The organism is Nocardia nepalensis (assembly GCF_048910785.1).
In the GTDB taxonomy this organism is placed as follows: domain Bacteria; phylum Actinomycetota; class Actinomycetes; order Mycobacteriales; family Mycobacteriaceae; genus Nocardia; species Nocardia nepalensis.
Map to the genome: position 1 here is coordinate 608,518 of NZ_JBKBET010000003.1, position 22,143 is coordinate 630,660.

Here is a 22,143-nt window from a genome sequence, read left to right on the forward strand (position 1 = left end):
TACCCGCCGACCCTATTGATCACTCGTTGTACTCCCTGGCTACGACACATTCGGCAGCACACCGCGGTCGAGGACCCCCGGCTAGCGGGCCTCACCTGCGGTTCCAGCAAACCGCCGCGGCAGGTGCCGAATCATGCCGTTCCGGGTGGTCCGTGCATGATGTTGCGACGAACCTAGGCGACCCGATGGCCAGTCGCCAAACCGCACTGTGTACACACCTGTGGATAAATTGGGGACTGTTTACCCAACGATGTGCACCCCCTGTGTACAACTTGGGGAAAACCCAGGTCACACCGCTCAAACACCCTGATAGATATCGATTTCTGAATCTATCGACGTGTGGATTAATGAAGTATCGGCGTGTCGGTCTAGTTGAACAGTCGGGCGTGTTGAGGGTAAACAGCTAGTTCGGCGCCTATGACCTGGATCACATTGCGTCCGGTTGGTTTTCTCGGTGATCCACAACCTGAATAACCGGTGGTAGAGCCGATAGCGGCGGCTGCCGAGAATGGTCCAGATCACCGTTTCGGACATATCGCAAACATTCGGCTATTTTGCCGAACGGCACAGCTCACCCCCAGGCCGCGACCGCACAGTGGATCGATGCCGCACAGTCGAAGGCCACCCCTGTGCCGGAACACAAGAGTGGCCTTCGAAGGAACTCAGTTAGCGGCGACCTGCAGGTCGAACTTGGCGACCACGTCGGGGTGCAGGTGCACCACGACGTTGTGCTTGCCAACCGTCTTGATGTGCGACTTCGGCAGTTCGATGCTGCGCTTGTCGACGACCGGGCCGCCGGCCGACTTGATCGCGGCGGCGACGTCGGACTGGGTGACCGAGCCGAACAGCTTGCCGGTGCCCGCGGTCTTGACCGACAGCGAAACCGACGCCAGGCCCTCGATGGCCTGCTTCAGCTCGTTGGCGTGATCCAGGTCGCGCACCTTGCGCGCGTCCTGCGCCCGACGGATGCCCTCGACCTGCTTCTGGGCGCCACGGCTGGCGACGATGGCCAGGCCGCGCGGCAGCAGGTAGTTGCGGCCGTAACCGTCCTTGACCTCCACGGTGTCACCGGGGGCACCGAGGTTGTCCACATCAGCAGTCAGAATCAACTTCATTGCGATGCCTCCCTTCTCAGCGAGCCGTCGACACGTAAGGCAGCAGGGCCACCTCACGCGAGTTCTTGACGGCAACGGCGACGTCGCGCTGGTGCTGCACGCAGTTGCCGGTGACCCGGCGAGCGCGGATCTTGCCGCGATCACTGACGTACTTCCGCAGCAGGGCGGTGTCCTTGTAATCGATATTGACGGTGCCGGACTTGGCTTCCTTGCAGAAGGTGCAAGCCTTCTTCTTCAGCACCTTTTCGCGCGCGGGCGCTTTAGGCATGGTTACTCCGTAATCAATGATGGCTCAGTAAATTCGAGCCGATGTGAGCCGTTCTCAGAACGGCGGTTCGTCGTCTACGCGGCCGCCCCCGAAGGAGCCCGCCGCGGGTGCGCTGCCCCACGGGTCGTCGTCGGCGCCGCCGGAACGGCTGCCGCCTCCGCCACCGGCAGGAGCGAAGTTGCCACCGCCGCCGCCGGAACCGAAGCCGCCGCCCCCGCCGCCGCGGCTGGCCTTGGCAACCTTCGCGGTGGCGTAACGCAGCGAGGGACCGACCTCGTCGACCTCGAGCTCGACGACCGTGCGCTTCTCACCCTCGCGGGTTTCGTAGGAGCGCTGCTTCAGTCGTCCGCTCACGATCACACGGGCGCCTCGGGTCAGGCTTTCGGCGACATTCTCCGCAGCTTCACGCCAGATATTGCAGCGCAGGAAAAGCGCTTCGCCGTCTTTCCATTCATTCGAATTACGGTCGAACACGCGGGGAGTCGATGCGACGGTGAAATTCGCCACCGCAGCGCCCGCGGGCGTGAATCGAAGTTCGGGATCGGCCGTCAGGTTTCCGATGACGGTGATGACCGTGTCGCCTGCCATGTGGTTCCTCCTGCTCGGTATGCAGTCCGCAGTGCACTCGCTGTTGCGCTAGAGCCTAGAGACAGGCACCGACGCAATCGAGGGTCACTTGCCGTGGCGCAGAACCTTGGTGCGCAGCACCGACTCGTTGAGGCCCAGCTGGCGGTCGAGCTCGCTCACGGTGGCGGGCTCGGCGGTCAGATCGACCACCGCGTAGATGCCTTCGGCCTGCTTGGCGATCTCGTAGGCGAGCCGGCGGCGGCCCCAGATGTCGACCTTGTCGACCTTGCCGCCTTCGGTCTTGACGACGCTCAGCATGTTGTCCAGCGACGGACCAACAGTGCGCTCGTCCAGGCTCGGATCGAGGATAACCATCACTTCGTAATGACGCACGGACCAATCACCTCCTGTGGACTAGGAAACGGCCACGGACGGTCCGTGGCAGGAGGGTCGTTGCGTCAGCAACCCGACAAGGCTACATGAACGCCATCTGAGCAGCGAAGCTCCCCCGCCTCCCCGAATCCTCCGCCGATCGGTGACAGCGCCGAGTTGTCTCGTCGCTGGCCGCCGGTCGGGAGCGGATCCAGTTCGGGGCGTGCCCGACGGGTTACCCAGGTGCGCACGAAATCAGTCGTCGCGACCGTATCCATCGGGGGGAACACGGGCGTTGTGCAGTCTGGCGGCCTAGGGTGGTGCCCATGCCGACCGGACTCGCTACCCGCGACAGGATCGCGGGTCGTGTGACGCGCAGCGCGGCCCTGGCCGCGGTGGTGGTGTTGCTGTGCGGGTTGACGTTGGCGGTGGCCTATCTGAACAAGGCGCGCTGCGCGGGCGCGCCGTTCGGTGCGGATGGCCGCAGTGCGGTCTTCGACGTGATCAAGGACTCGGATGTCTGCTATTCCGATATCCAATTCCTGTGGTTGGGGCGCGATATCGACCAGCACGTCTTTCCGTATATCAACGGCGGCATTACCGACGACGGCACGCTGACCGGCGGCGCGGTCGAGTATCCGGTGCTCAGCGGCGTATTGATGTGGCTCGGCGCGGTCGGGGCCGATAACGACGCGCAATTCCTGCTGCACTCGGCATTGTTATTGGCGCCATTCGCCCTGCTGACCGCATGGCTGCTGGTCCGGCTGGCCGGACGGGCGGCGCTGTTGTGGGCGGCGGGCCCGCCATTGGTGCTCTACGCCTTCCACAACTGGGAATTACCCGTGGTCTGCATGGCGGTGGCCGCGGTGTATGTGGTGACCGCGCTGACTCGATATTCTTTGCGCACCAGGGGAATTCTGGCAGCTGTCCTGCTCGGCATCGGGTTCTGTCTCAAGCTGTATCCGGGTATTTTCGTGCTGCCGCTGCTGGCCCATGTGCTCACCGGCGGTCAGCGCGATATGGACGCACCGACGCGGACCCGGCTGGACGTGCGCGGTGCGCTGATGACGGCGGGCGCCGCCATCGGCACCGCGATCGTGGTGAATCTGCCTTTCGCGCTCGCCGGTTACGAGGGCTGGCGCGCATCGATCACCTTCCAGCAATTGCGTCAGGCCGATATCACCACGAATTCCATTTGGTACTGGGGACTTCGGCAGATGTTCGGCCAGGATGCCGAGAGCGAGACCACATTTCAGCATGCGGTGTCGATCGCCTCGCCGACGCTGGTGCTCGCCTCCTTCGCGCTGGCGATGTGGTTGGGCTGGAAGCGATTCAGGCGGACCGGTGCCTTCCCGTGGATCGGGGTCAGCGGCGCGATGCTGTGCGGATTCCTGCTGTTCCACAAGGTGCATTCGCCGCAGTACACGCTGTGGCTGGTGCCGTTCCTGGTGCTGCTCGAGGTGCCGTGGGCGGTGATCGGGGCCTATCTGGTCGCCGATGCGACGATCGGGATCGGGGTGTTCCGGTACTTCTATTCGATCGGATCCGGCAACTCGGTGGATTTGATGGAGAACGTGGTGCAATTCGGCGTGTGGGGGCGTGCCGCGCTGTTGGTGGTGTTCTTCTTCGTATTCGTGCGCGCGATGCCGCGCGGATTCCGACCCGAGCCGCCGCAGGTACCCCGATTCGAACCCGGCAGCCTCGTACCTGTGGGCTAGTCGCCGACGCGATGGAATCGCGCCGTCCGATGCCGCTGAATGCTTCGATGCGCACGGCACACTATGGGGATGTTGCATCTGCGGATATTGGCTCCGAAGGAGATGACCGATGATGTGATCGCAGTTCTCGAGACGGATCCGGGGGTGAGTGGTCTCGCGGTGATGCGCGGGTCGTCCCTGCGGCCGCCGGGCGATATGGTGTTCGCCGCTTTGGCCAGGGAGGTGGCCAATGATGTCATTGCGCAGCTGCGGGCATTGGGCTTGCACCATGCGGGCAGTATCGAGCTCCAGCCGATAGATACCTGGTTGTCGCGCCGCGGCTTCGAGGCCGAAATGCATGTGCCCGGTTCGAGTACGGACGCGGTCGTGTGGGCCAATGTGGCGCAGCGCTCCTATGAGGAGAGCGAACTCAACTGGACCTATTTGAGTTTCATGACGCTGGCAACGATTATCGCGAGCATCGCGATCACCGTCGATTCGCAGATTCTGGTGATCGGAGCGATGGTGCTCGGGCCCGAGTTCGGTCCTGTCGCCGCGTTGGGCGCCGCGTTGGTGCGCCGCCGGTTCGCGCTCCTCGGACTCGCGGTCCGGACGCTCGTCATCGGGTTCGTCGCCGCGATCGCATGTGCGTTTCTGCTCGCGCTCATCGGTCGAGCATTGGGTTGGATCACCATTCAGAGCGTGACCGGGCCGCGCCCTGGCACCGCGTTTATCTACAGCCCGGACAAATGGTCATTCATCGTCGCCGTTGTGGCGGGGGCGGCCGGGGTACTGGCGCTCACGTCCTCGAAGTCAACGGGGCTGGCTGGCGTGTTCATCTCGGTGACCACTGTCCCGGCAGCGGGCAATATCGCGCTGGCGCTCGCCGTCGGCGCCGGGTCCGAGGTCGCGGCCAGCACACTGCAACTCGTGGTGAACCTGTTGGGCATGGCCGTGGCCGGCTGGGCGACCCTGTACTTCCAGAATGCGGTCTGGTCGCGGGTTTCGGTGCGGCGCGCGAAAGCCATGGGGCGGCCGCGCCGAATGCTCTGACCCGACTGCCGCCGACAACCGCGCTCGGGCAGGCGGGCGCGGTATCGCGGTCAATCGCCATGTCGGGCGCGGAAGGCGGCGCTTTTGGCGCGGTTGCCGCAGATGGTCATATCGCACCAGCGACGCGACTTTCCGCGTGAGGTATCGAGATACAGCCGGGTGCATTCGATGCGCCCGCATTCCTTGATCAGCCCTCGCTCGGGCCCGCCGAGCATTTCGATGGCGGAGCGGGCGATCGCGGCCAGTGCCGCGTCCGGATCGCCGTGGCGGGTGATCGTCGCGTCGGCGCGCAAGGCGAGCTGGGGGAGTGCGCCGCGGGCCAGTTCGTTGACGATCTCGCGGTCCGCGTCGGCGAATGGTTCGTCGCGGGCGGCGGCCAGGGCCAGTCGGTAACCCGCTTCCCGCAGTCGCACGGCGCGGTCGAGGGTGGCCGCGTCACAGTGCGGGGCGGTGTCGAGGAGATCGGCGGCGAGCAGCCAGGTGTCGAGATCGGCCGGTGTGCTGAGGAAGTCGTCGAACGTCGTGGCACGGGCCTTGACCGTGCCTGCGAAGTCCAGCGCGAGATTACCGCTCACGAATGCGAACACCCTCTCATAGTAACCGCCTTGACAGGTTATGCGCCAAGATGCGACGTTAGTAACCGCCTTAGGTGGTTATCTACCAGTCGTGGTCGATCGAGGAGTGCACGTGAAAACAGCAAGCGGCAAGCCATCCCTGGCAGTGTTGTCTCGAGCGACCGGCAAGCCATCGCTAGCGGCGGGCATGCAGCCACTATTCGTCGTGCTGTGGAGCAGCGCCTTCATCGCCGGAGTCGTCGGCGTCGGCGCCGCACCGCCGATGATGGTGCTGTTCGCCCGGTTCGCCATCGCCGCGGTCCTACTCGCGGTGTACGCCACGGTGATGCACGCCAGCTGGCCGAGCGGCGGTCAGCTCAAACATGTCGTGATCGCGGGACTGCTGATGCAGATCGTGCAGTTCGGCGCGTTCTACACCGCGATGAGCCTGCATGTCTCGGCCGCGATCATCGCCCTGGTGCAGGGTCTCAATCCCGTGGTCATCGCATTGTTGGCCGGATTCATCGGCGAAACCGTCACCGCGCGACAGTGGTTCGGCTTCGGCATCGGCGGCATCGGCGTCGGGCTGGCCGTGCTCGACCAATCGAGCATGTCGCTGGTCGGCCTGCTGCTGTGCGGGGTCGGATTGATCGGCCTCAGTATCGGCACGATCTACCAGAAACGCTTCGTCCCCCAGGTCGATTCGCGCGCCGCCACCGCGATCCATATGGCCGCGAGCGCGCCGGTCGCGGGCGTATTGGCTTGGAGCACCGGACAATTGCATATCTGGGATGCGACCCGGTTCGCGGAATCGCTCACCTGGATGGTGCTGGTGAATTCGATGGTCGCATTCCTGCTGTTGAACGCGATGCTGAAGCGTTGGGAGGCAACGCGAGTCGGCCGATTGTTCTTCGCGACCCCGGCGGTCACCGCCATCCTGGCCTGGCTGTTCATCGATCAGCCGCTGCGGCCCTTGGCCGTCGCCGGACTCGGCGTCGGACTTATCGGCATGGTGTTCGCCTCGCGCCGACCCACACCGGTCGGTGAGCAGCGGCAGCCGGTGCCCGTGCGGTGAACTACTTACGGGCGGCGTGCCACTTCATGCCCCAGTTGTACGCCTCGTCGATCGCCCGCTGAGAACCGTTGATGTAGTTGACTTCCCGGTGCACGGTGATGCCCGAGCCGTGATTCTGCAGCAGGGCGATCGCACAGGAACGCGCACCGTCCACCGGGGAGTCCAGCCGAACCTCGATCTGCGGACCGGAGGTCGGGAACAGCGTGACCACACCATCGGCCGCCGCCCAGTTCGGCACGCCCTCGTAGATGAACGCGAAGATCAGGATGCGCCGGAACAGTTCGGGCCGAGCGAGATTGATATGCATATTCTCCCCGCCCGCCGACTCGCCGCTGCGGTCGTCGCCGTCGAGCCGGATGAACGGCTCGGACTGCAACGAGCCGAAGTTATTGCCGACGGCCTGCACCACTCCCTTGGCGCCGCTGGACAATTCGTACAGGCAGCCCAGGTCCAGATCGACGGCCTTGGACCTGCGGAAGAATCCCTTCGGGCCGCTGGACCAGTTCAGGTTGACCCGCATGGTGCCCTGCTGGTCACCGGGCTTGGTGAGGGTGATGCTCGGCGTGGCCTTCGACAAGGTCACCTTGGACAGATTCACGCCAGGAGTGTTGTTCACCATCGCCATCCCCCCTCGGGAAAAGAAGAGCGGTAGCGGCTCAGGGCCGCTACCGCTCGAGTTCTTCGGCTACGTGCCGGAATTCAGCCTACCGGGGTGACCTCTCGTTCGCTCTCCACTTCGTCGGCATCCTCGCCCCGATTCCGAATGATGCTGGTAATGAACGCCGCGCCGATGAACGCCACGCCGACGAGGCCGGTGACGATCTCGTTGATGTGCACCCCGATCGAGATGAACAGGATGATCGCCAGTGCACCGATCGCCCAGTGCGCGCCGTGCTCCAGATACACGTACTCCGACAGCGTGCCCTTGCGCACCAGGAACACCGTGATCGAGCGGACGAACATGGCGCCGATCAGACCGAGGCCGAGCGCGATGATGATCGGGTCGGAGGTGATGGCGAAGGCGCCGATGACACCGTCGAAGGAGAACGACGCGTCCAGCACCTCGAGGTACAGGAACAGGAAGAACGCGGCCTTGCCAGCGGCCTTGACAAGTTGGGACGGGCCGCCGTCGGCCCCTTCTTCGAACTCTTCGGTATGGAACAGCGAACCGAGCCCGTCGACCACGATGTAGGTGATCATGCCGAGCAGACCGGCGACCAACACGGTGGCGCGCTGGTCATCGGTCGCGATGAGCTCACCGGTCAGCACCAAGGCGACGCTCGCGACGACCACCGAGAGCATGTCCAGCTTGCCGAGCCGAGCCAGCGGCCGCTCCAGCCAGGACAACCAAGTGATCTCGCGCTCTTCGAAGATGAAGTTCAGGAACAGCAGCAGCAGGAACATGCCGCCGAATGCGGCGATCTGCGGATGCGCGTCGGTCAGCAGCTTCTCGTAACTCGGGCTGCCGTCCGGAAACACCAGTGCGTCGTCGGCGGGCGGGTTCAGCGCCAGGTCGAAGGCCTTCACCGGGTTCAGGCCCGCGGTGATCCACACGATCGCCAGCGGAAAGACCAGGCGCATACCGAATACGGCGATCACGACGCCGACGGTGAGGAAGATCTTCTGCCAGAACTCGTTCATGCGTTCCAGCACAGTGGCGTTGATGACGGCGTTGTCGAACGACAGCGACACCTCCAGCACGCCGAGGATGGCGGCAAGGGCCAGCGCGGTCGGCCCGCCGTAGAGGAAGGCGACGATGAGCGATATCACCGTGACGCCGATGGACATCCCGAAAATTCGCAGGACCACGCGGAGACCCTTTCCGTGCGGCGGTCGAATGTTTGTCCGAGCGCGCCTTTGCTGATGTAACCCGGGGTCGTATGACCCACATGACAATGATGGCTCCAGCGTGGTCGCGGAACCGTCGATTGTCCAACGGTGCGCTGTGGCAAATCGTTCCGGGGACCGCGGACAGGGGGCTCGTCGCCGAGCCCCCTGTGCCGACCCTTGCGAGCGACCTGCAAGCAGTCGCTGCTGACCTTTTCGAGCGACCTGCAAGCAGTCGCTACGGCAAAACCTTCTGTCTTTAGACGTTCACACCGTAGTCACGGGCGATACCGGCCAGACCCGAGGCGTAGCCCTGGCCGATGGCGCGGAACTTCCACTCGGCACCGTTGCGGTACAGCTCGCCGAAGACCATGGCGGTTTCGGTCGAGGCGTCCTCGGACAGGTCGTAGCGGGCCAGCTCGGTGCCGTTGGAGCGGTCCACCACGCGGATGTAGGCGTTGCGCACCTGGCCGAACGACTGCTGACGGGTATCCGCGTCGTAGATCGAGACCGGGAAGAAGATGCTCTCGATGGTCGGCGGGGTGTTCGCCAGGTCGACGTTGATGACCTCGTCATCGCCTTCGCCCTCACCGGTCACGTTGTCACCGGTGTGCTCGATGCTGCCCTCGGGCGACTTGAGGTTGTTGAAGAAGACGAAGTGCTTGTCGGACACGACCTTCTTGTCCGCACCCGTCGCGATCGCACTGGCATCCAGATCGAAGTCGGTGCCGGTGGTCGTACGAACATCCCACCCGAGCCCGACGGAGACAGCGGTAAGGTTCGGCGCCGCCTTGGTCAGCGAGACATTGCCGCCCTTGGACAAACTGACACCCATGCGGGGTTCCCTTTCAATAGACGTCTATGGCTCCCAGCATGTCCGAATCGCCGGGTACGCCATACGACAGTAGTAGGTTTCGCCGGACTTGCGTAGGAACTGGTGTAACCCCGGCGAAGTGGTACACCGCCTAACATCGGGGCGTGACAGGCCGCAGGCGTGGATGGTTCCGCTCATCCGGGAACAGCGAATGGATTTCGCAGGCCCGGTCGATGCTGGCGGCCGCGTTTCTCGATATGGATCAACGCCAGAGCGCTGCCGAGGCGGCGGTGCATGCCAGCGATCAGGTGTTCCCGGAGCGGCGGATGACCACGCGATGGGAACCCGTGCGCAGCCGCTGCTACGACGCGGCGGGCGCATATCTGACATTGACCGAGGAATTGGACAATGCCGAGCGCGACGGCACCCAGATACCGCAGGGGCAGGCGCGGGTGGACACCCTGGTCCGGCAATTGACCGACGCGGCCCGCGCCGTCGACGAGTTCTATCGCGGCAACCAATCCGAACTCGAGCATGCCGTCGCGGTGCTCGGCACGGTGCCGCAGTTCGTCCAGCAGGTGAAGATTGCCGCGGCGGGCGTCCGCGGACAGGCCGCCGAATCCGAATACGCCGACTACCCCTCAGTGCGTCAGCACGCCGCGGCGGTGGATGAGTCGCTGCTCACACTGCAGGCCCATGGTTCCGGGGTACCGGCGGCGACTATCCGCGAGGCCGCCAGCCGCCTGGAAGCGGCGACGAAAGCGCTGGCAGAGGCGTTGGCGCAGGCCCCATCCCGGGCCGCCGCGGCTGCCAACGCGATCACCTCGGTAGGCACCAGAATGGCCGCCGTGCGCACCCGTGGCGAACGGTTGGCGCCCGCCTATTCGGAGTTGCTGCGGGAGTTCAATGCTGCGAGTTCGGCGGATCTGGCTAACAATGGGCAGGACAGTCAACGGGCCATCGATGCCGCCGACGCTGCCCTGGTCCGGGCGCGTGCGGCGGCGGCCGAGAACAATCCGGAGTTTGCACTTGAGCTGACCACATCCGCACGGGGCTACCTCGCAGAGGCCGAACAAAAGGTCGACGCCGTCACCAAACGGCTGACGCTGCTGCGCGAGGTCCGTGAGAATCCGCAAGAGAAGGCCAAGGCCGTACGATTTCGGCTGCGGGACGCGCAAATGCTCGCGGTGAGCCGCGGGCTGGTCGGCGAATGGGGATCTGTGCTCGATGCACAGGTGGACCGAATCGATCGAATCACCGAAAACCTGTCGGGGCGTCACCCCGACTACTGGGCCTATGTGGCCGAATTGGATGCCGTCGCGGAGTTCGTAGCCGGGGTAGTGGATCGAATGAGAAAGCAAGCAGGACCACGACGAGAATGAGGCAACAAGGGATGAGGACAGCGCAACGATGACCGCGGGCATCGCCGTCCAGCAACAGATCTCCCTGCGAAAGCAATTGCCGCTGCGCCATTTCCGGCAGTTACACGGCCCGGAGGCGCGGCGCCTTTTCCATCGACAACCCGAACCGTTCGGTGATCATGCCGACCGGGAATTACTGGCGATCGCGCTCGGCGCCACCCTGTACGCACCGGCGACCCGGCCGGACCTCGCCGTGACCATCAGCAGGCGGGCCGCGCGCGGGGTGTGCTCGATGGTCATCGATCTCGAGGACGCGGTCGCCGACCACGAGGTGGAATTCGCCAAACAGCAGACCGTCATGACGCTGAATCTGCTTGCGGGCAGCGCTGATCCGAACCCGCTGCTGTTCGTCCGTGTTCGGGACGCGGATACCGTCGGCGAGATCGTCGAGCAGCTCGGCGCCGGTGCGGCGGTGTTGACCGGATTCGTCTTCCCCAAGTTCGACAGTGCCAGTGGACCGAAATATCTCGCCGCGCTCGAGGCGGCCGGGGAGCGGCTGAGCAGGCCGGTCTACGGCATGCCGGTACTCGAATCGGCGGCGCTGGTGCATCGCCAGACCCGCGATCAGGAGCTGACCCAGATCGCCGCGCTGCTCGGCGAACATCGGGAGCGGATACTCGCGGTGCGCGTCGGTGCGACGGATATGTGCTCCACCTTCGGCATTCGGCGCGACCGGGATCTGACGATCTACGACGTGCGGGTGGTCGCCGATGTCATCGCCGATATCGTGAACTACCTCGGGCGTTCCGACGGTTCCGGTTTCGTGATCACCGGGCCGGTCTGGGAGTACTTCGCCGACCACGAGCGAATGTTCCGGCCGCTGCTGCGGACCGCGCCGTTCGAGGAATCCGATGCGGTGCCGTTCCGGCGCTATCTGGTCAGCCGGGATCTGGACGGTCTACTACGTGAGATCACGCTGGACCGGGCCAATGGCATCCAGGGCAAGACGGTGATCCATCCGTCGCATGTGGCGGCGGTGCACGCGCTGTCGGTGGTGACGCACGAGGAGTATTCGGACGCGCTGGACATTCTGCAGGTCGACGTCGGCGGGGTGGCGGCATCGGGTTATCGCAACAAGATGAACGAGATGCGGCCGCATCGCAGCTGGGCGCGCCAGACGCTGCTGCGGGCCCGGGTCTTCGGTGTCGCGCACAAGGGTGTTTCCTTCGTGGATCTGCTGACGGCGCTGGTGACCGAATGAGCGCGGATGCTTGGGCGACAACTAATTTGGGCATCGAGCTGCACCACGAGCGCTCCCACGGCGGTGCCGGATCGGTGGATGTGCTGCCCGCCGAACTCCCCATCGCGACGCTGATCCAGCCCGGGCTGCGGCGCAACCCACGCCGGGCGCATCTGCTGGTCTCGACGGTGCTCGGCAAACATCTGCCGACCGATCCCCGGGTGGTGCTCGGTGCCGGCAATCGGCTCGGCGATGTGGTGCGCGAGGTACTCGGCGATCGAGCGGCGGTGGTGCTCGGATTCGCCGAGACCGCAACCGGATTGGGGCACTGCGTGGCGGCCCGGATCGGGGCCGGATGCTATCTGCACTCGACCCGGCGCGAGGTGCCCGCCGCCACCACACTGACCGGATTCGAGGAGGGGCATTCGCACGCCACCTCGCATCTGCTGCAGCCCGCGCCCGCCGATATCTTCGTCAACGATCTGCCGCTGGTGCTGGTCGACGATGAAATCTCCACCGGGGATACCGCGATCGATGCGGTACGGGCACTGCACGCGTTCGCGCCGCGTTCGCGCTATGTGCTCGCGTCGCTGGTGGATATGCGGACCGCGGATGATCGGGCGCGGTTCGAGGCGGCGGCCGAGGAGTTGGGCGCGCGGATCGATACCGTGTGTTTGGCATCGGGGCGTACCTCGCTGCCGGACAATCTGATCGAGACGGTGTCCGCCTTGCCCGATCCGGTGTTGAATCCGACTGCGGTGCGGCGTGGTTCGTTCGATCAGGTCGAGTTGCCGTGGCCCGCTTCGGTTCCCGAGGGCGGCAGGCACGGGATTCTGCGATCCGATACCGACGCTTTCGAGGCGGCGCTCGTGCAGGCGGCCGAGGCGTTGCGGGTCCGGCTCGCGCAGGATTTCGCCGGACGGCCCGCGATTGTCCTCGGGCACGAGGAGCTGATGTATCTGCCGCTGCGGTTGGCGGCCGAACTCACCGAGTCCGGGATTCCGACGCGCTTCCAGACCACCACCCGCTCGCCCGCGTATGTGCTGGACGAGCCCGGTTATCCGCTGCGGCGCGGGTTTCGGTTCATCGCACCCGAACCCGGTGAGGCGCAGCCACGCTATTTGTATAACGCGCACTGGATCGAGGATGCGCTGTCGGTCGATCCGGTTCTGGTCGTTGTCATCGATGCGCCCGCGGACACCGCGGAACTGCGCGCGGAAAGCGGTCTGATCGATGTGCTGACCGCATCCGGTGCCGATGTCGTATTGGCGGTATTGCCGGGTGCGGATCCGCGAATGCTGCATGCCGAGCGCAGCGATGCCCTGCTTATGGGCGATGTGCCCGAACCGAGAGTGCTGTGAGGTCGAACGCTGTGCCGGAACCGAATATCACCACGCAGTCGACATCGGAACTGCCGGTGCCGCTGCACGGCCCGGCCTTCGGATCGTATGCGGCCCAGGAGGTTTCCTGGCTGCTGAAGGATCTATCCGAGGTCGACCTCGAGGCGGATGTCGCCGAGCGCGAGCGCCGGATCCAGTCCGGTGCCGCGCATTACGCGGAATCGCTGCCGATCGAATATCAGCCCGATGCCGCGTATCGCTCGCTGTTCGACGAGGTGCTGGCCGACAGCGCCGAACGGTTGGCGCTCGCCGTCGCGACGGTATCGGAACTCGTTGTCGCCGAACGCGGTGACGACATCGTGCTGGTGTCACTGGCGCGGGCCGGGACGCCGATCGGGATCCTGATGCGGCGCTGGCTGCGCAGCGGGCGTGGTGCGGATCTGCCGAGTCTCGATGTGCCGCATTACGCGGTATCGATCGTGCGCGATCGCGGCATCGATGCCATGGCATTGGATTACCTTGCGCGCCATCATGATCCGGCGTCGGTGGTATTCGTCGACGGGTGGACCGGCAAGGGCGCCATCACCCGCGAACTCACCGAAGCGCTCGATGCCTATCACGCCGCGGGTGGCGCGCGCTTCAATGACGAACTCGCCGTACTCGCCGATCCGGGACATTGTGTGCGCACCTATGGCACCCGCGACGACTTCCTCATCGCTTCGGCCTGCCTCAATTCGACGGTATCCGGACTGATTTCACGCACGGTGCTCAACGACACGCTGATCGGACCGGGTGACTTCCACGGCGCGAAGTTCTACCGCGACCTGGCGGGCGACGATGTGTCCGGCCGCCTGCTCGACACCGTGAGCGCGGCCTTCGATACCGTCCGCGACCGTGTGCCCGCCGAACTCGCCGCCGTGCGCGCTGGCGACCGGACCCCGACCTGGACCGGCTGGGCCTCGGTGGACCAGGTGCGTGCGGCGTATGGCGTAGCCAGCGTGAATTTCGTGAAACCCGGTGTCGGCGAAACGACCCGGGTGCTGCTGCGGCGGCTGCCGTGGCGGGTGCTGGTGCGTGAGGCGGATGCGCCCGAGCACGCGCATATCCGGCTGCTCGCCGCCGCTCGGGGTGTTCCGGTCGAGGTCGTTCCCGATCTCGCTTATTCGTGCATGGGATTGATCAAGGACGTACAGCAGTAATGCATCTACGAAAACTACGCAGACACGCTCTTATCGCTACTGATCTCGACCGGACGATGATCTACTCGCGCAACGCTTTCCACGCCGCCACCGACGTGCCGACGGTCTGTGTGGAGCACCTGGAGGGCGCGCCCCTGTCGTTCATGACGACCACCGCCGCCCTGCGGATGCAGACCCTGACCGACCCCGCCGCCGTCATCCCCACCACCACTCGGACCATCAAGCAGTTCGAGCGGATCCAACTCCCCGGCGCCCCTTGGCGATACGCGATCACCAGCAATGGCGGCAATATCCTGGTCGACGGCGTTCCGGATATGCGCTGGCGCATCGATATCGACGCACAGGTGCGGGCCGGCGGCGCGACGCTGTCGGAGGTGAATGCCGAACTGCGCGCGCGGATCGACGAATCCTGGGTCACCAAATTCCGCATCGCCGACCATCTGTTCACCTACCTGGTGGTCAAGCCCAAGGAGGTACCCGAGGGCTTCCTCGCCGAATGGGACGACTGGTGCCGCCCGCGCGGCTGGTCGGTCTCCCAGCAGGGCCGCAAGATCTACACCATGCCCATGGCCGTCTGCAAGAGCCATGCGGTCCGCGAGGTCCGCCGCCGCCTGATCGACAACGGTGAACTCAGCAATGCGGCAATGACTCTCGCCGCAGGCGACGGCGCCCTCGACGCCGAGATGCTGCGCACCGCCGACTCCGCCATCCGCCCCCGCCACGGCGAACTCGAACACCTCAACTGGACCCACCCCAATCTCACCATTACCCGAGCCTCCGGCATCCTCGCGGGCGAGGAGATCATCAACTGGTTCATCAAGGCCGCCCCCGACACCCCCTAGCCTTGCCTTGACGCCGGCGACAAGGTTTAGCGTTGCGGCGATGGGTCGTGGAGGAGGTCGAATGCTGATCGGTGAGCTGGCGGATCGGGTCGGGACGAGTGCCAGGACGCTGCGGTACTACGAGCAGCACGGACTGGTGCGGGCGCGGCGCTCGACCAGCGGGTATCGCATCTATGACGAGACGGAGCTGCAGGTCGTCCACAAGATCCGGACGCTGCTCGACGTCGGCTTCGATCTCGACGATATCCGCCCGTTCGTCGCCTGTCTGCGTGCCGGAAATGCCTCCGGGGATGTCTGCCCGGATTCGGTGGCGACATTGCGGCGCAAGCTCGACGAAGTCGAGGCCGCCATTGATCGGCTGACCGCGGTGCGATCGCAGCTGCGTGACCAGCTCGGCGCCGCCGAGGTGTCGCGATGAAATTCGGAATCAGCTACAGCACACCGTATTACGGCACCGATCCGGATCGGCTGACGGCCTTCGCACAACATGCCGAAGCGTGCGGATTCGAGTCGATCTATCTGCCGGATCACATCGCGCTGTACCCGGGCGCCACGGTCGGATCGTTCGAGATGCCACCGACACTGCCGTTTCCCGATCCGCTCGATTGTCTGAGCTTCGTCGCCGCGGCCACCCAGCGGATCCTGTTGGGCACCGGTGTATTGCTGCTGCCGTATCGCCATCCGGTGGTGCTGGCCAAACGGCTCGCGACCATCGATCTGCTGTCCAAGGGCCGAATGCGGCTGCTGACAGTGGGACTCGGCACGTTGCCCGGCGAGGCCGAGGCGGTGGGGGTGGACTTCGCGTCCCGCGGCCGTCGGGCCGATGAGGCGATCGATGTAATGCGCCTGCTTTGGGGCGGCGGTGCGGACGGTGTCAGCTACCACGGCGAGTTCTTCTCCTTCGAGAACCTGTGCGTGTACCCGAAACCCCATGGAGGAGACCAGTTGCCGATTCACATCGGCGGATCGAGCCGGGCGGCCGCGCGACGGGTGGGCCGACGCGGTGACGGGTACTTCCCGGGTGGCATGTTGCTGCCCGCGGAACGCGCACAACAGCTCGATCTCGCGAGATCGACGGCCATTGCGGCGGGCCGAGATCCGGCGGCGCTGGAGTACACCCGATGGGGATCGATCGATATGCCGCAGGACCGGGTCGACGGATTGGCCGCACAAGGCGTGACCCGCATCGTCGTCGGCGCCACGGCTACCGACCAGGCCGCGCAGTTCGAGGAAATGTCCGCTTTTGCAGCGCGTTTCGGCACTTCGGCGGGTTAGCGCCGCAGTTCAACGGCGACGCCAGCATTGGGCGATATCGCTGAGGTTCCACCAGGCGACGTAGTCGGGGTCCTGGTCGAGGAGTTGCCAATTCGCGTCGAGGGTTTCGAAGAAGGCGGTGTCGGCGGTGCGGCCGCCTGGTGGTTCGCCTATGTAGATGAGCAGGTCGCCCCCGGCGCGCTGGTAGGCCGCTAGCGCGCCGGAGGCCATGGGGTTCTCCCAACCCGGGGGCCAGCAGAGCAAAAGCACGTCTGCCGGATCCGCGACGTCGCGGTAGGCGTTGGCGTCGCGCAGTTCGTGGATCGGATGCCAGATGTGTGGCTGTCCGGTGGCCGCGGGGAAGGACGTATTGTTCGTTCGATCCGGTGGGTGGGTGTCGAAAGCTGTTATCCGCACCCCCGATTCGGCGAGTTGGCGGGCCCAGTAGCCGCGGCCCGCGCCGATCTCGGCGACCGATCGGCCCTGGGTGATATCGCCGATCCAGGCGAGGGTCTCCGGTGCCGGAACGGCATAGGCGTAAGTCGCCTGGACGACGATCTGCGCATACCCCAGGCGCGCACTACCTTTCGCTCGGCCGCCGTTCACCTCGCGCCGACCGCCGCGCTCGGGCGGGCCCGCCGACACCGACGGCGCGACGAGATCCCAGTACGGATTGGCGCTCGCGCCGCCGGTCATGAAATGCAATAGTCGCAGGTCGAAAGCGGCATCCGCCACCGGATCCCCGGTACCGGCCAGCTGCCGCGCCATCGACAGATAGTCGGCCACCCGCGGATAGGCCTGTTCGAATGCGGCCTCGTCTCGCACCAGATCCGCCAGAGCCGCGAGTCGTTCTTCCGACAGTGCGAAGGCGGGCATCCCTCAATTGTCCAGCGCCCGGAACGAATCGGCGGTCGAATTACCTGAGCTCGCTCGGTTCGGCGCGATCGTGGTGTCTCAGCGGTTGCGGGCGCGGTTGAGCCAGTCGAGGCCGTCGCGCAGGGTGGGGGAGCGGTCGATGCTGGGCGGTTGATAGCGATTGGGCTGGTTCGATGCGGGTGGGAAGGCAGCAGCGGTGAGGTCGGGCTGCGCCTTGGGATCGGGCTGGGCGGCCGCGGCGGGTTGGTCCGGCGCGCAGGCCTGGTCGGAATGCTGGTGGTTCGGCGCGGGTGGATATCGCCGGGTGCCGGGGCGGGGATAGGACGGATCCGCAGGGAAGGGCAGCCTCGGCGCGGATGACGGAGCCACCTGCGGCAGAAAGCGATCGAGTAGCGACCCGGAGTTGTCCTTATCGGGTGCGAACGGAACACCGGTGGAAAGCGCACGCAAGCCGAGCGTCAGCATCTCCCCGACCATGCTGATGCCGATGGACAGCGTCGTGGGCCGGGCGTCGTGGTGCATGCCCATCGCCGTGCCAAGGGCGCTGACGCCGAAGCCCGCGACCATCGAGACGGCCCACACCACCACCGTCCGCACCGTATACCGCTGCCACAAATGCCCGTCCCGGCTGAAGATCGCGATCGTGGTCCCGCGTATCGCACCGAAGCCAAGGCCGACGACGCCACCGATGACCAGCCAGGTGATATCGATGCCGTCGATGTCATCGACCTTGGTGACGCTGTAGATCCCGATCGCCAACAGAATGACCGGCGGCCCAAAGGTGTCGCGGGCATTCATCGGCTCGCCGTAGAACCGCTTCACCACCACCGCGACCACCGCCACGATCGCGATCACCAGCCCGATATTCATAGCGCCTCCCAACACGATGCCTGCTATTGGGAAAGCTAATGACCGGCCCCCGGGTCCTGAGTCCGCCGAAGGGAGGACTCCGGGGATGATCCGAGGTCCTCCGCGCTCAGTATTCGCGTTGCTGAGCGCCCAGTTGCTGGGCGATGACGCCCTGGAGGCGCTGCAGGCCGCCGACGGTGATGCCGCTCTGGAGTTGGCCTTCGATGGTGCGCACCACGGCCGAATCGCTGAGGATCTTCTCGCTGGATTGGATGAGAACCGTGCCGGCGCCGGTGAACTCGAACTGGCGCTCCTCGCCGGAATTCACGCCGAAGCGGGCGGCGCCGGCGGCCAGGAAGCTGGAGATCCAGCGCTGGTCGTAGTGATGGCTGGGGGAGGGGCAATCCGCCCAGCCGACAAGGGCTTCCGGGTCGACGCGCAGCGGTGGTTCGGCGAACATGACCGGGCCATTGGAGGAGGCCAGGAACTTGCCGGTGCCGATGAGGGTGAGGAAGCCGGGCACGATCGACTGGTTCAGCGATAGACCCGGTTCGAAGGCCAACAGGTTGGCGGCGCGGATGGTGAGGTTGCCGTTGTCCTCGAGGTCGTAGGAGTTGATGTCGTAGCCACGGTCGCCGATGATCAGCTTGCCGTGGCCCTCGGCGATCACATAGTCGCCGGTGAACAGCGGTGCGGAGAACTGCTCGGAGACCATGTGCAGCAGCCCGCCCTGCAACCCGTGGGTGAGCATCTGGAACCGCATATCGCCGTAGTAGGCGATCATCGCGCCCTTGCGCATGAACCACGGCTTGGTCAGGTCGATGCAGTAGGCGTAGCTGTTGCCCGGAATATTGTCGCTTTCACCGAGATTCAGCGGATTCAAGATCTCACTCATGGTTCACAACTTCTCTTCCGAGGCCTGCACGTACACGACACCCTGTCCGACGCAATGCAATTGCATGGCCTCCCCCGAGCCGCGGCCGACCGCGTCGCGCCAGCTCAGCGCCGTCTTCAATTCGGTCTGCACATTGCCGTAGGCGGCGACGAAGGCCTGCGGATCCACCACGACCGGATTCGGTCCGCCCACTGGGAGTTCCAGGAATCCGCCGTGCGCGAGCAGCACCGCCGCACCCTGTCCGGACAGCTGTGTGGTGAACATGCCCTGGCCGGTCAGCGCACCACTAGCCGCGCCGCGCAACGCGCCCATCAGCCCGCCGCCACCGCCGCCGCCACCCGAACTCATCACCGACACGATCGAACTCTGCAGTGCCGCGCTATTGGCCAGCAGTCGCGAGGCCTCGACGCGCAGCACCGCGCCCGGCTGCATCTGCACCACATGCACTTCCAGTCCGGCGAAACCGTAGTGCACCTCGCCATTACCCGTGGCCAGCATGGTGCGCTCGTGCTCACCGGCCATCATCCGGCCGGCCATCCGCATGATGCCGCCGCCACCCATGCCTGGACCCGCGCCCGGAATCTGGTGCGGCGCAAAGGAAATATCGCCGGTGTAGAACAGCATCGCGCCATTGCGCGCGACCACGCCGCCCGCCATGCCGACATTCACCTTGACGACCTTGCCGTTGACCTTCTCGAACATCGCAGGCCCCCTTATCGTTCCGCGGGCTGGATCAAGACGAGGCCCTGACCGTCGAAGCGCAATGAGAACGCCTCCCCGGCATCCTGGCCGACGAACGTGCGCCACGAAACGTCGGTCACGAACGACTGATCGAGATTGCCGCGACAGGCCACGAAGGCATCCGGATCCACGATCAACGGGTACTGCGGCGAAACCTCCAGATGGATCAGCGGCCCGCCCGCCGAGAGCAGTGCCACCTGACCCTGTCCGGTCACCGTGGTGGTGAACAGACCCGCGCCCGACGAGGCGCCGCGCAGTCCGGCGAAACGCACATCGGTGCGCAGGTTTCCGGCGAAGCAGAGCAGCTGCTGCGATTCGACCTGCAGCGTCTCGTTATTCAGATTCACCACGGTGACGTGCTGACCGTTCACCGCGAAGAAGACCCGGCCATTGCCGGCGCATTCCATCAGCGACAGTTTCTCGCCGGTGGCGCGCCGCTTGAGTCCGGCGAGAACGCCGTCGCCGCCGCCGAAACCGGCCGATTTGAACTGCACATTTCCTTCGTAGGCGACCATCGAGCCGGAAATCGCGCGGATACTGGTTCCGGCGAGGTGTGCCTCGATCACCTTTTTCGACTGCTCGAACAGTTGCGCCATAGGGAGTTTGCCTGCTGTCTCGTGGGGGAACACGGGTATATCGCCCACATTCCGACTGCGTTTCGCCACCCTAACCGATCATCGAGCACCCGTACGTGCCATGGCGAGGAGTTACTTCGGATCGTGTTCGGCCCGTTTCTCGTAGAGTGGCACCGTACGCACCGACAAGCGAAGGGTCGAACTTGTCCGCAACACTCGCCAAGGGTCAGAATGGCCCGCTGGCCGCCAATGACGTGGTGATCTCCGTCCAGCTGTCCGCGCCGGCGGATCTGTCCGCGCTGCTGGTCACTGAGTCGGGGAAGGTCCGTTCCGACGCGGACTTCGTCTTCTTCAACCAGCCCAATGGCCCCGGGGTGAATCTGCAGCCTGCACCGGCCGGGCAGCCCGCGTCGCTGGCGGTATCGCTGAATGCGGTGCCCGCGGATATCGCGCAGATCCGCGCCGTGATCACCCTCGACGACGCGACCAGCAATTTCGGCCGCTTTCCCGCGCCGACCGCGGTCGTCGCGGATTCGGCGGGCAACCAGCTGTACGAGTACCGCATCGAGGGCTTGAACACCGAGTCGATCGTGATCGCGCTCGAGCTGTACCGGCGGCAGAGCGAATGGAAGGTGCGCGCGGTCGGCCAGGGCTACGCGGGTGGTTTCGCGGCGTTGGTGACCGATCACGGTGTGAGCGTGGAAGAGTCCCCGGCCGCGACGCAGGTCCCGCCGCCGCCGACCTACCAGCCCACCCAGTCCGGGCCGGGCTACCCGCCGCCCCCGCCCCCGCCCGCGTACCCGACACAGCAGCAGCCGCAGTACCCGCCGACGCAGACCTACCCGCAGGGCGCGCCCGGCTACCCGCCGCCGCCCGGTGCGGGCTATCCGCCGCCGCCCGGACCCGGTGGTTACCCGCCGCCCGGCCAGCCCGGCCCCGGCCAGGGCTACCCGCCGCCCGTTCAGCCCGCGGCCCAGCAGCAGCCGCCCGCCGAGATCAGCTTGAGCAAGGACCGTCCGGTCAGCCTGGTCAAGGGCCAGCGGGTCACCCTGCGCAAGGAGGGTGGCGCCGCGCTGAGCTTCGTGAAGATGGGCCTGGGTTGGGATCCGGTGCGCAACCGCGGCATGTTCGGCAACCGCACGGTCGACGTCGACCTCGACGCGTCGGTCGTGATGTTCGCCGATATGAACGTGGTGGATGTCGCCTACTACGGTCAGCTGACCTCCAAGGACGGCTCGATCCGGCACCAGGGCGATAACCTCACCGGTGAGGGCGAGGGCGACGACGAGGTGATCCTGGTCGACCTGACCCGCATTCCGGCCCACGTCAGCACGCTGCTGTTCATCGTGACCTCCTATAAGGGGCACACCTTCGAGCAGATCCAGAATGCGTTCTGCCGCTTGGTCGATGGCGCCAACAATGCCGAACTCGCCAGGTACACCCTCGCCGGCGGCATGCCGTTCACCGCGATGGCGATGGCCAAGGTGTTCCGGGTCGGCGGCGACTGGAAGTTGCAGGCCCTCGGCGAGGGCTTCCAGGCCAAACATCCCGGCGAGGCGGTTCCGCAGCTGGGCCGGTTCCTCGGCAATTGATCGATAACGTGGCGACTGCTCGCAGGTCGCCCGAAAG

24 protein-coding genes are annotated in these 22,143 nt (G+C 65.5%); 11 read left to right on the forward strand and 13 right to left on the reverse strand.

The features are described from left to right. Positions 1-662: 662 nt before the first annotated feature. The 4 genes from rplI to rpsF form a co-directional block, all read right to left on the reverse strand. Positions 663-1,115 (reverse strand): 50S ribosomal protein L9, encoded by a 453-nt coding sequence (gene rplI, locus ACHQ4I_RS03295; RefSeq protein WP_420770130.1) that lies wholly within the window; start codon positions 1,113-1,115, stop codon positions 663-665. Positions 1,116-1,131: 16 nt separating this feature from the next. Then, a complete protein-coding gene (rpsR, locus tag ACHQ4I_RS03300) occupies positions 1,132-1,383 on the reverse strand; it encodes a 30S ribosomal protein S18 (RefSeq protein ID WP_040697505.1) in 252 nt (83 codons plus the stop codon). 54 nt (positions 1,384-1,437) lie between these two features. Beyond that, positions 1,438-1,971 (reverse strand): single-stranded DNA-binding protein, encoded by a 534-nt coding sequence (locus ACHQ4I_RS03305; protein WP_355177187.1) that lies wholly within the window; start codon positions 1,969-1,971, stop codon positions 1,438-1,440. An 84-nt stretch (positions 1,972-2,055) separates the two neighbouring features. Then, on the reverse strand, positions 2,056-2,343 hold the full coding sequence (rpsF, locus tag ACHQ4I_RS03310; RefSeq protein WP_420770131.1) for a 30S ribosomal protein S6: 288 nt from the start codon (positions 2,341-2,343) through the stop codon (positions 2,056-2,058). 305 nt (positions 2,344-2,648) lie between these two features. Here rpsF and ACHQ4I_RS03315 point away from each other — a divergent pair, with 305 nt between their 5' ends. Together ACHQ4I_RS03315 and ACHQ4I_RS03320 are read left to right on the forward strand one after the other, a co-directional pair. Continuing rightward, complete coding sequence (locus ACHQ4I_RS03315) at positions 2,649-4,040, forward strand: glycosyltransferase family 87 protein (RefSeq protein WP_420770132.1); 1,392 nt, start codon at positions 2,649-2,651, stop codon at positions 4,038-4,040. 102 nt (positions 4,041-4,142) lie between these two features. After that, positions 4,143-5,072: a DUF389 domain-containing protein gene (locus ACHQ4I_RS03320; RefSeq protein ID WP_420770133.1), complete on the forward strand. Its 930-nt coding sequence runs from the start codon at positions 4,143-4,145 to the stop codon at positions 5,070-5,072. A 50-nt stretch (positions 5,073-5,122) separates the two neighbouring features. Here ACHQ4I_RS03320 and ACHQ4I_RS03325 read toward each other — a convergent pair whose 3' ends face one another. Beyond that, entirely contained in the window at positions 5,123-5,659 is a 537-nt protein-coding gene (locus ACHQ4I_RS03325) for a CGNR zinc finger domain-containing protein (RefSeq protein ID WP_420770134.1), read from the reverse strand. Positions 5,660-5,759: 100 nt separating this feature from the next. On the opposite strand from ACHQ4I_RS03325, the gene ACHQ4I_RS03330 reads away from it, so the two are divergent. Continuing rightward, positions 5,760-6,701 carry a DMT family transporter gene (locus ACHQ4I_RS03330; protein WP_420770135.1) on the forward strand — a complete coding sequence of 314 codons (942 nt, stop codon included), beginning with the start codon at positions 5,760-5,762 and terminating at the stop codon, positions 6,699-6,701. A gap of 1 nt (position 6,702) precedes the next feature. Here the strand turns inward: ACHQ4I_RS03330 and ACHQ4I_RS03335 are convergent, their stop codons facing one another. The 3 genes from ACHQ4I_RS03335 to ACHQ4I_RS03345 all read right to left on the reverse strand — a co-directional run bounded on the left by ACHQ4I_RS03335 (position 6,703) and on the right by ACHQ4I_RS03345 (position 9,363). Then, entirely contained in the window at positions 6,703-7,326 is a 624-nt protein-coding gene (locus ACHQ4I_RS03335; RefSeq protein WP_420770136.1) for a TerD family protein, read from the reverse strand. 74 nt (positions 7,327-7,400) lie between these two features. After that, the gene (locus ACHQ4I_RS03340; protein ID WP_420770137.1) at positions 7,401-8,510 is read right to left on the reverse strand and encodes a DUF475 domain-containing protein; all 1,110 of its coding nucleotides are present in this window, start codon (positions 8,508-8,510) and stop codon (positions 7,401-7,403) included. A 277-nt stretch (positions 8,511-8,787) separates the two neighbouring features. Next, the gene (locus ACHQ4I_RS03345; protein ID WP_420770138.1) at positions 8,788-9,363 is read right to left on the reverse strand and encodes a TerD family protein; all 576 of its coding nucleotides are present in this window, start codon (positions 9,361-9,363) and stop codon (positions 8,788-8,790) included. A gap of 143 nt (positions 9,364-9,506) precedes the next feature. Here ACHQ4I_RS03345 and ACHQ4I_RS03350 point away from each other — a divergent pair, with 143 nt between their 5' ends. From ACHQ4I_RS03350 to ACHQ4I_RS03380, 7 genes are all read left to right on the forward strand, one after another. Continuing rightward, the gene (locus ACHQ4I_RS03350; RefSeq protein WP_420770139.1) at positions 9,507-10,724 is read left to right on the forward strand and encodes a hypothetical protein; all 1,218 of its coding nucleotides are present in this window, start codon (positions 9,507-9,509) and stop codon (positions 10,722-10,724) included. A gap of 28 nt (positions 10,725-10,752) precedes the next feature. Next, complete coding sequence (locus tag ACHQ4I_RS03355) at positions 10,753-11,964, forward strand: HpcH/HpaI aldolase/citrate lyase family protein (RefSeq protein ID WP_420770140.1); 1,212 nt, start codon at positions 10,753-10,755, stop codon at positions 11,962-11,964. Next, positions 11,961-13,304 (forward strand): phosphoribosyltransferase family protein, encoded by a 1,344-nt coding sequence (locus ACHQ4I_RS03360; protein WP_420770141.1) that lies wholly within the window; start codon positions 11,961-11,963, stop codon positions 13,302-13,304. The genes ACHQ4I_RS03355 and ACHQ4I_RS03360 overlap by 4 nt, the downstream gene beginning before the upstream one ends. 50 nt (positions 13,305-13,354) lie before the next feature. Further along, a complete protein-coding gene (locus ACHQ4I_RS03365) occupies positions 13,355-14,482 on the forward strand; it encodes a cysteine protease StiP family protein (protein WP_420770189.1) in 1,128 nt (375 codons plus the stop codon). Next, positions 14,482-15,324 (forward strand): HAD family hydrolase, encoded by an 843-nt coding sequence (locus tag ACHQ4I_RS03370; RefSeq protein ID WP_420770142.1) that lies wholly within the window; start codon positions 14,482-14,484, stop codon positions 15,322-15,324. The genes ACHQ4I_RS03365 and ACHQ4I_RS03370 overlap by 1 nt, the downstream gene beginning before the upstream one ends. 61 nt (positions 15,325-15,385) lie before the next feature. Further along, positions 15,386-15,742 (forward strand): MerR family transcriptional regulator, encoded by a 357-nt coding sequence (locus ACHQ4I_RS03375; protein ID WP_420770143.1) that lies wholly within the window; start codon positions 15,386-15,388, stop codon positions 15,740-15,742. Beyond that, positions 15,739-16,599 (forward strand): LLM class F420-dependent oxidoreductase, encoded by an 861-nt coding sequence (locus ACHQ4I_RS03380; protein ID WP_420770144.1) that lies wholly within the window; start codon positions 15,739-15,741, stop codon positions 16,597-16,599. The genes ACHQ4I_RS03375 and ACHQ4I_RS03380 overlap by 4 nt, the downstream gene beginning before the upstream one ends. 9 nt (positions 16,600-16,608) lie before the next feature. On the opposite strand, the gene ACHQ4I_RS03385 is transcribed toward ACHQ4I_RS03380, so the two are convergent. The 5 genes from ACHQ4I_RS03385 to ACHQ4I_RS03405 all read right to left on the reverse strand — a co-directional run bounded on the left by ACHQ4I_RS03385 (position 16,609) and on the right by ACHQ4I_RS03405 (position 20,535). Continuing rightward, a complete protein-coding gene (locus tag ACHQ4I_RS03385; RefSeq protein ID WP_420770145.1) occupies positions 16,609-17,454 on the reverse strand; it encodes a class I SAM-dependent methyltransferase in 846 nt (281 codons plus the stop codon). 78 nt (positions 17,455-17,532) lie between these two features. Continuing rightward, the gene (locus ACHQ4I_RS03390; protein WP_420770146.1) at positions 17,533-18,324 is read right to left on the reverse strand and encodes a hypothetical protein; all 792 of its coding nucleotides are present in this window, start codon (positions 18,322-18,324) and stop codon (positions 17,533-17,535) included. A gap of 106 nt (positions 18,325-18,430) precedes the next feature. Then, a complete protein-coding gene (locus ACHQ4I_RS03395) occupies positions 18,431-19,198 on the reverse strand; it encodes an AIM24 family protein (RefSeq protein ID WP_420770147.1) in 768 nt (255 codons plus the stop codon). A gap of 3 nt (positions 19,199-19,201) precedes the next feature. Then, positions 19,202-19,900, reverse strand: coding sequence for an AIM24 family protein (locus ACHQ4I_RS03400; protein WP_420770148.1), 699 nt, complete (start codon positions 19,898-19,900; stop codon positions 19,202-19,204). 11 nt (positions 19,901-19,911) lie between these two features. Next, positions 19,912-20,535 (reverse strand): AIM24 family protein, encoded by a 624-nt coding sequence (locus ACHQ4I_RS03405; protein WP_420770149.1) that lies wholly within the window; start codon positions 20,533-20,535, stop codon positions 19,912-19,914. Between the two features lie 182 nt (positions 20,536-20,717). Between ACHQ4I_RS03405 and ACHQ4I_RS03410 the strand changes: the two genes are divergently transcribed. Beyond that, entirely contained in the window at positions 20,718-22,106 is a 1,389-nt protein-coding gene (locus ACHQ4I_RS03410; RefSeq protein WP_420770150.1) for a TerD family protein, read from the forward strand. Positions 22,107-22,143: the final 37 nt, after the last annotated feature.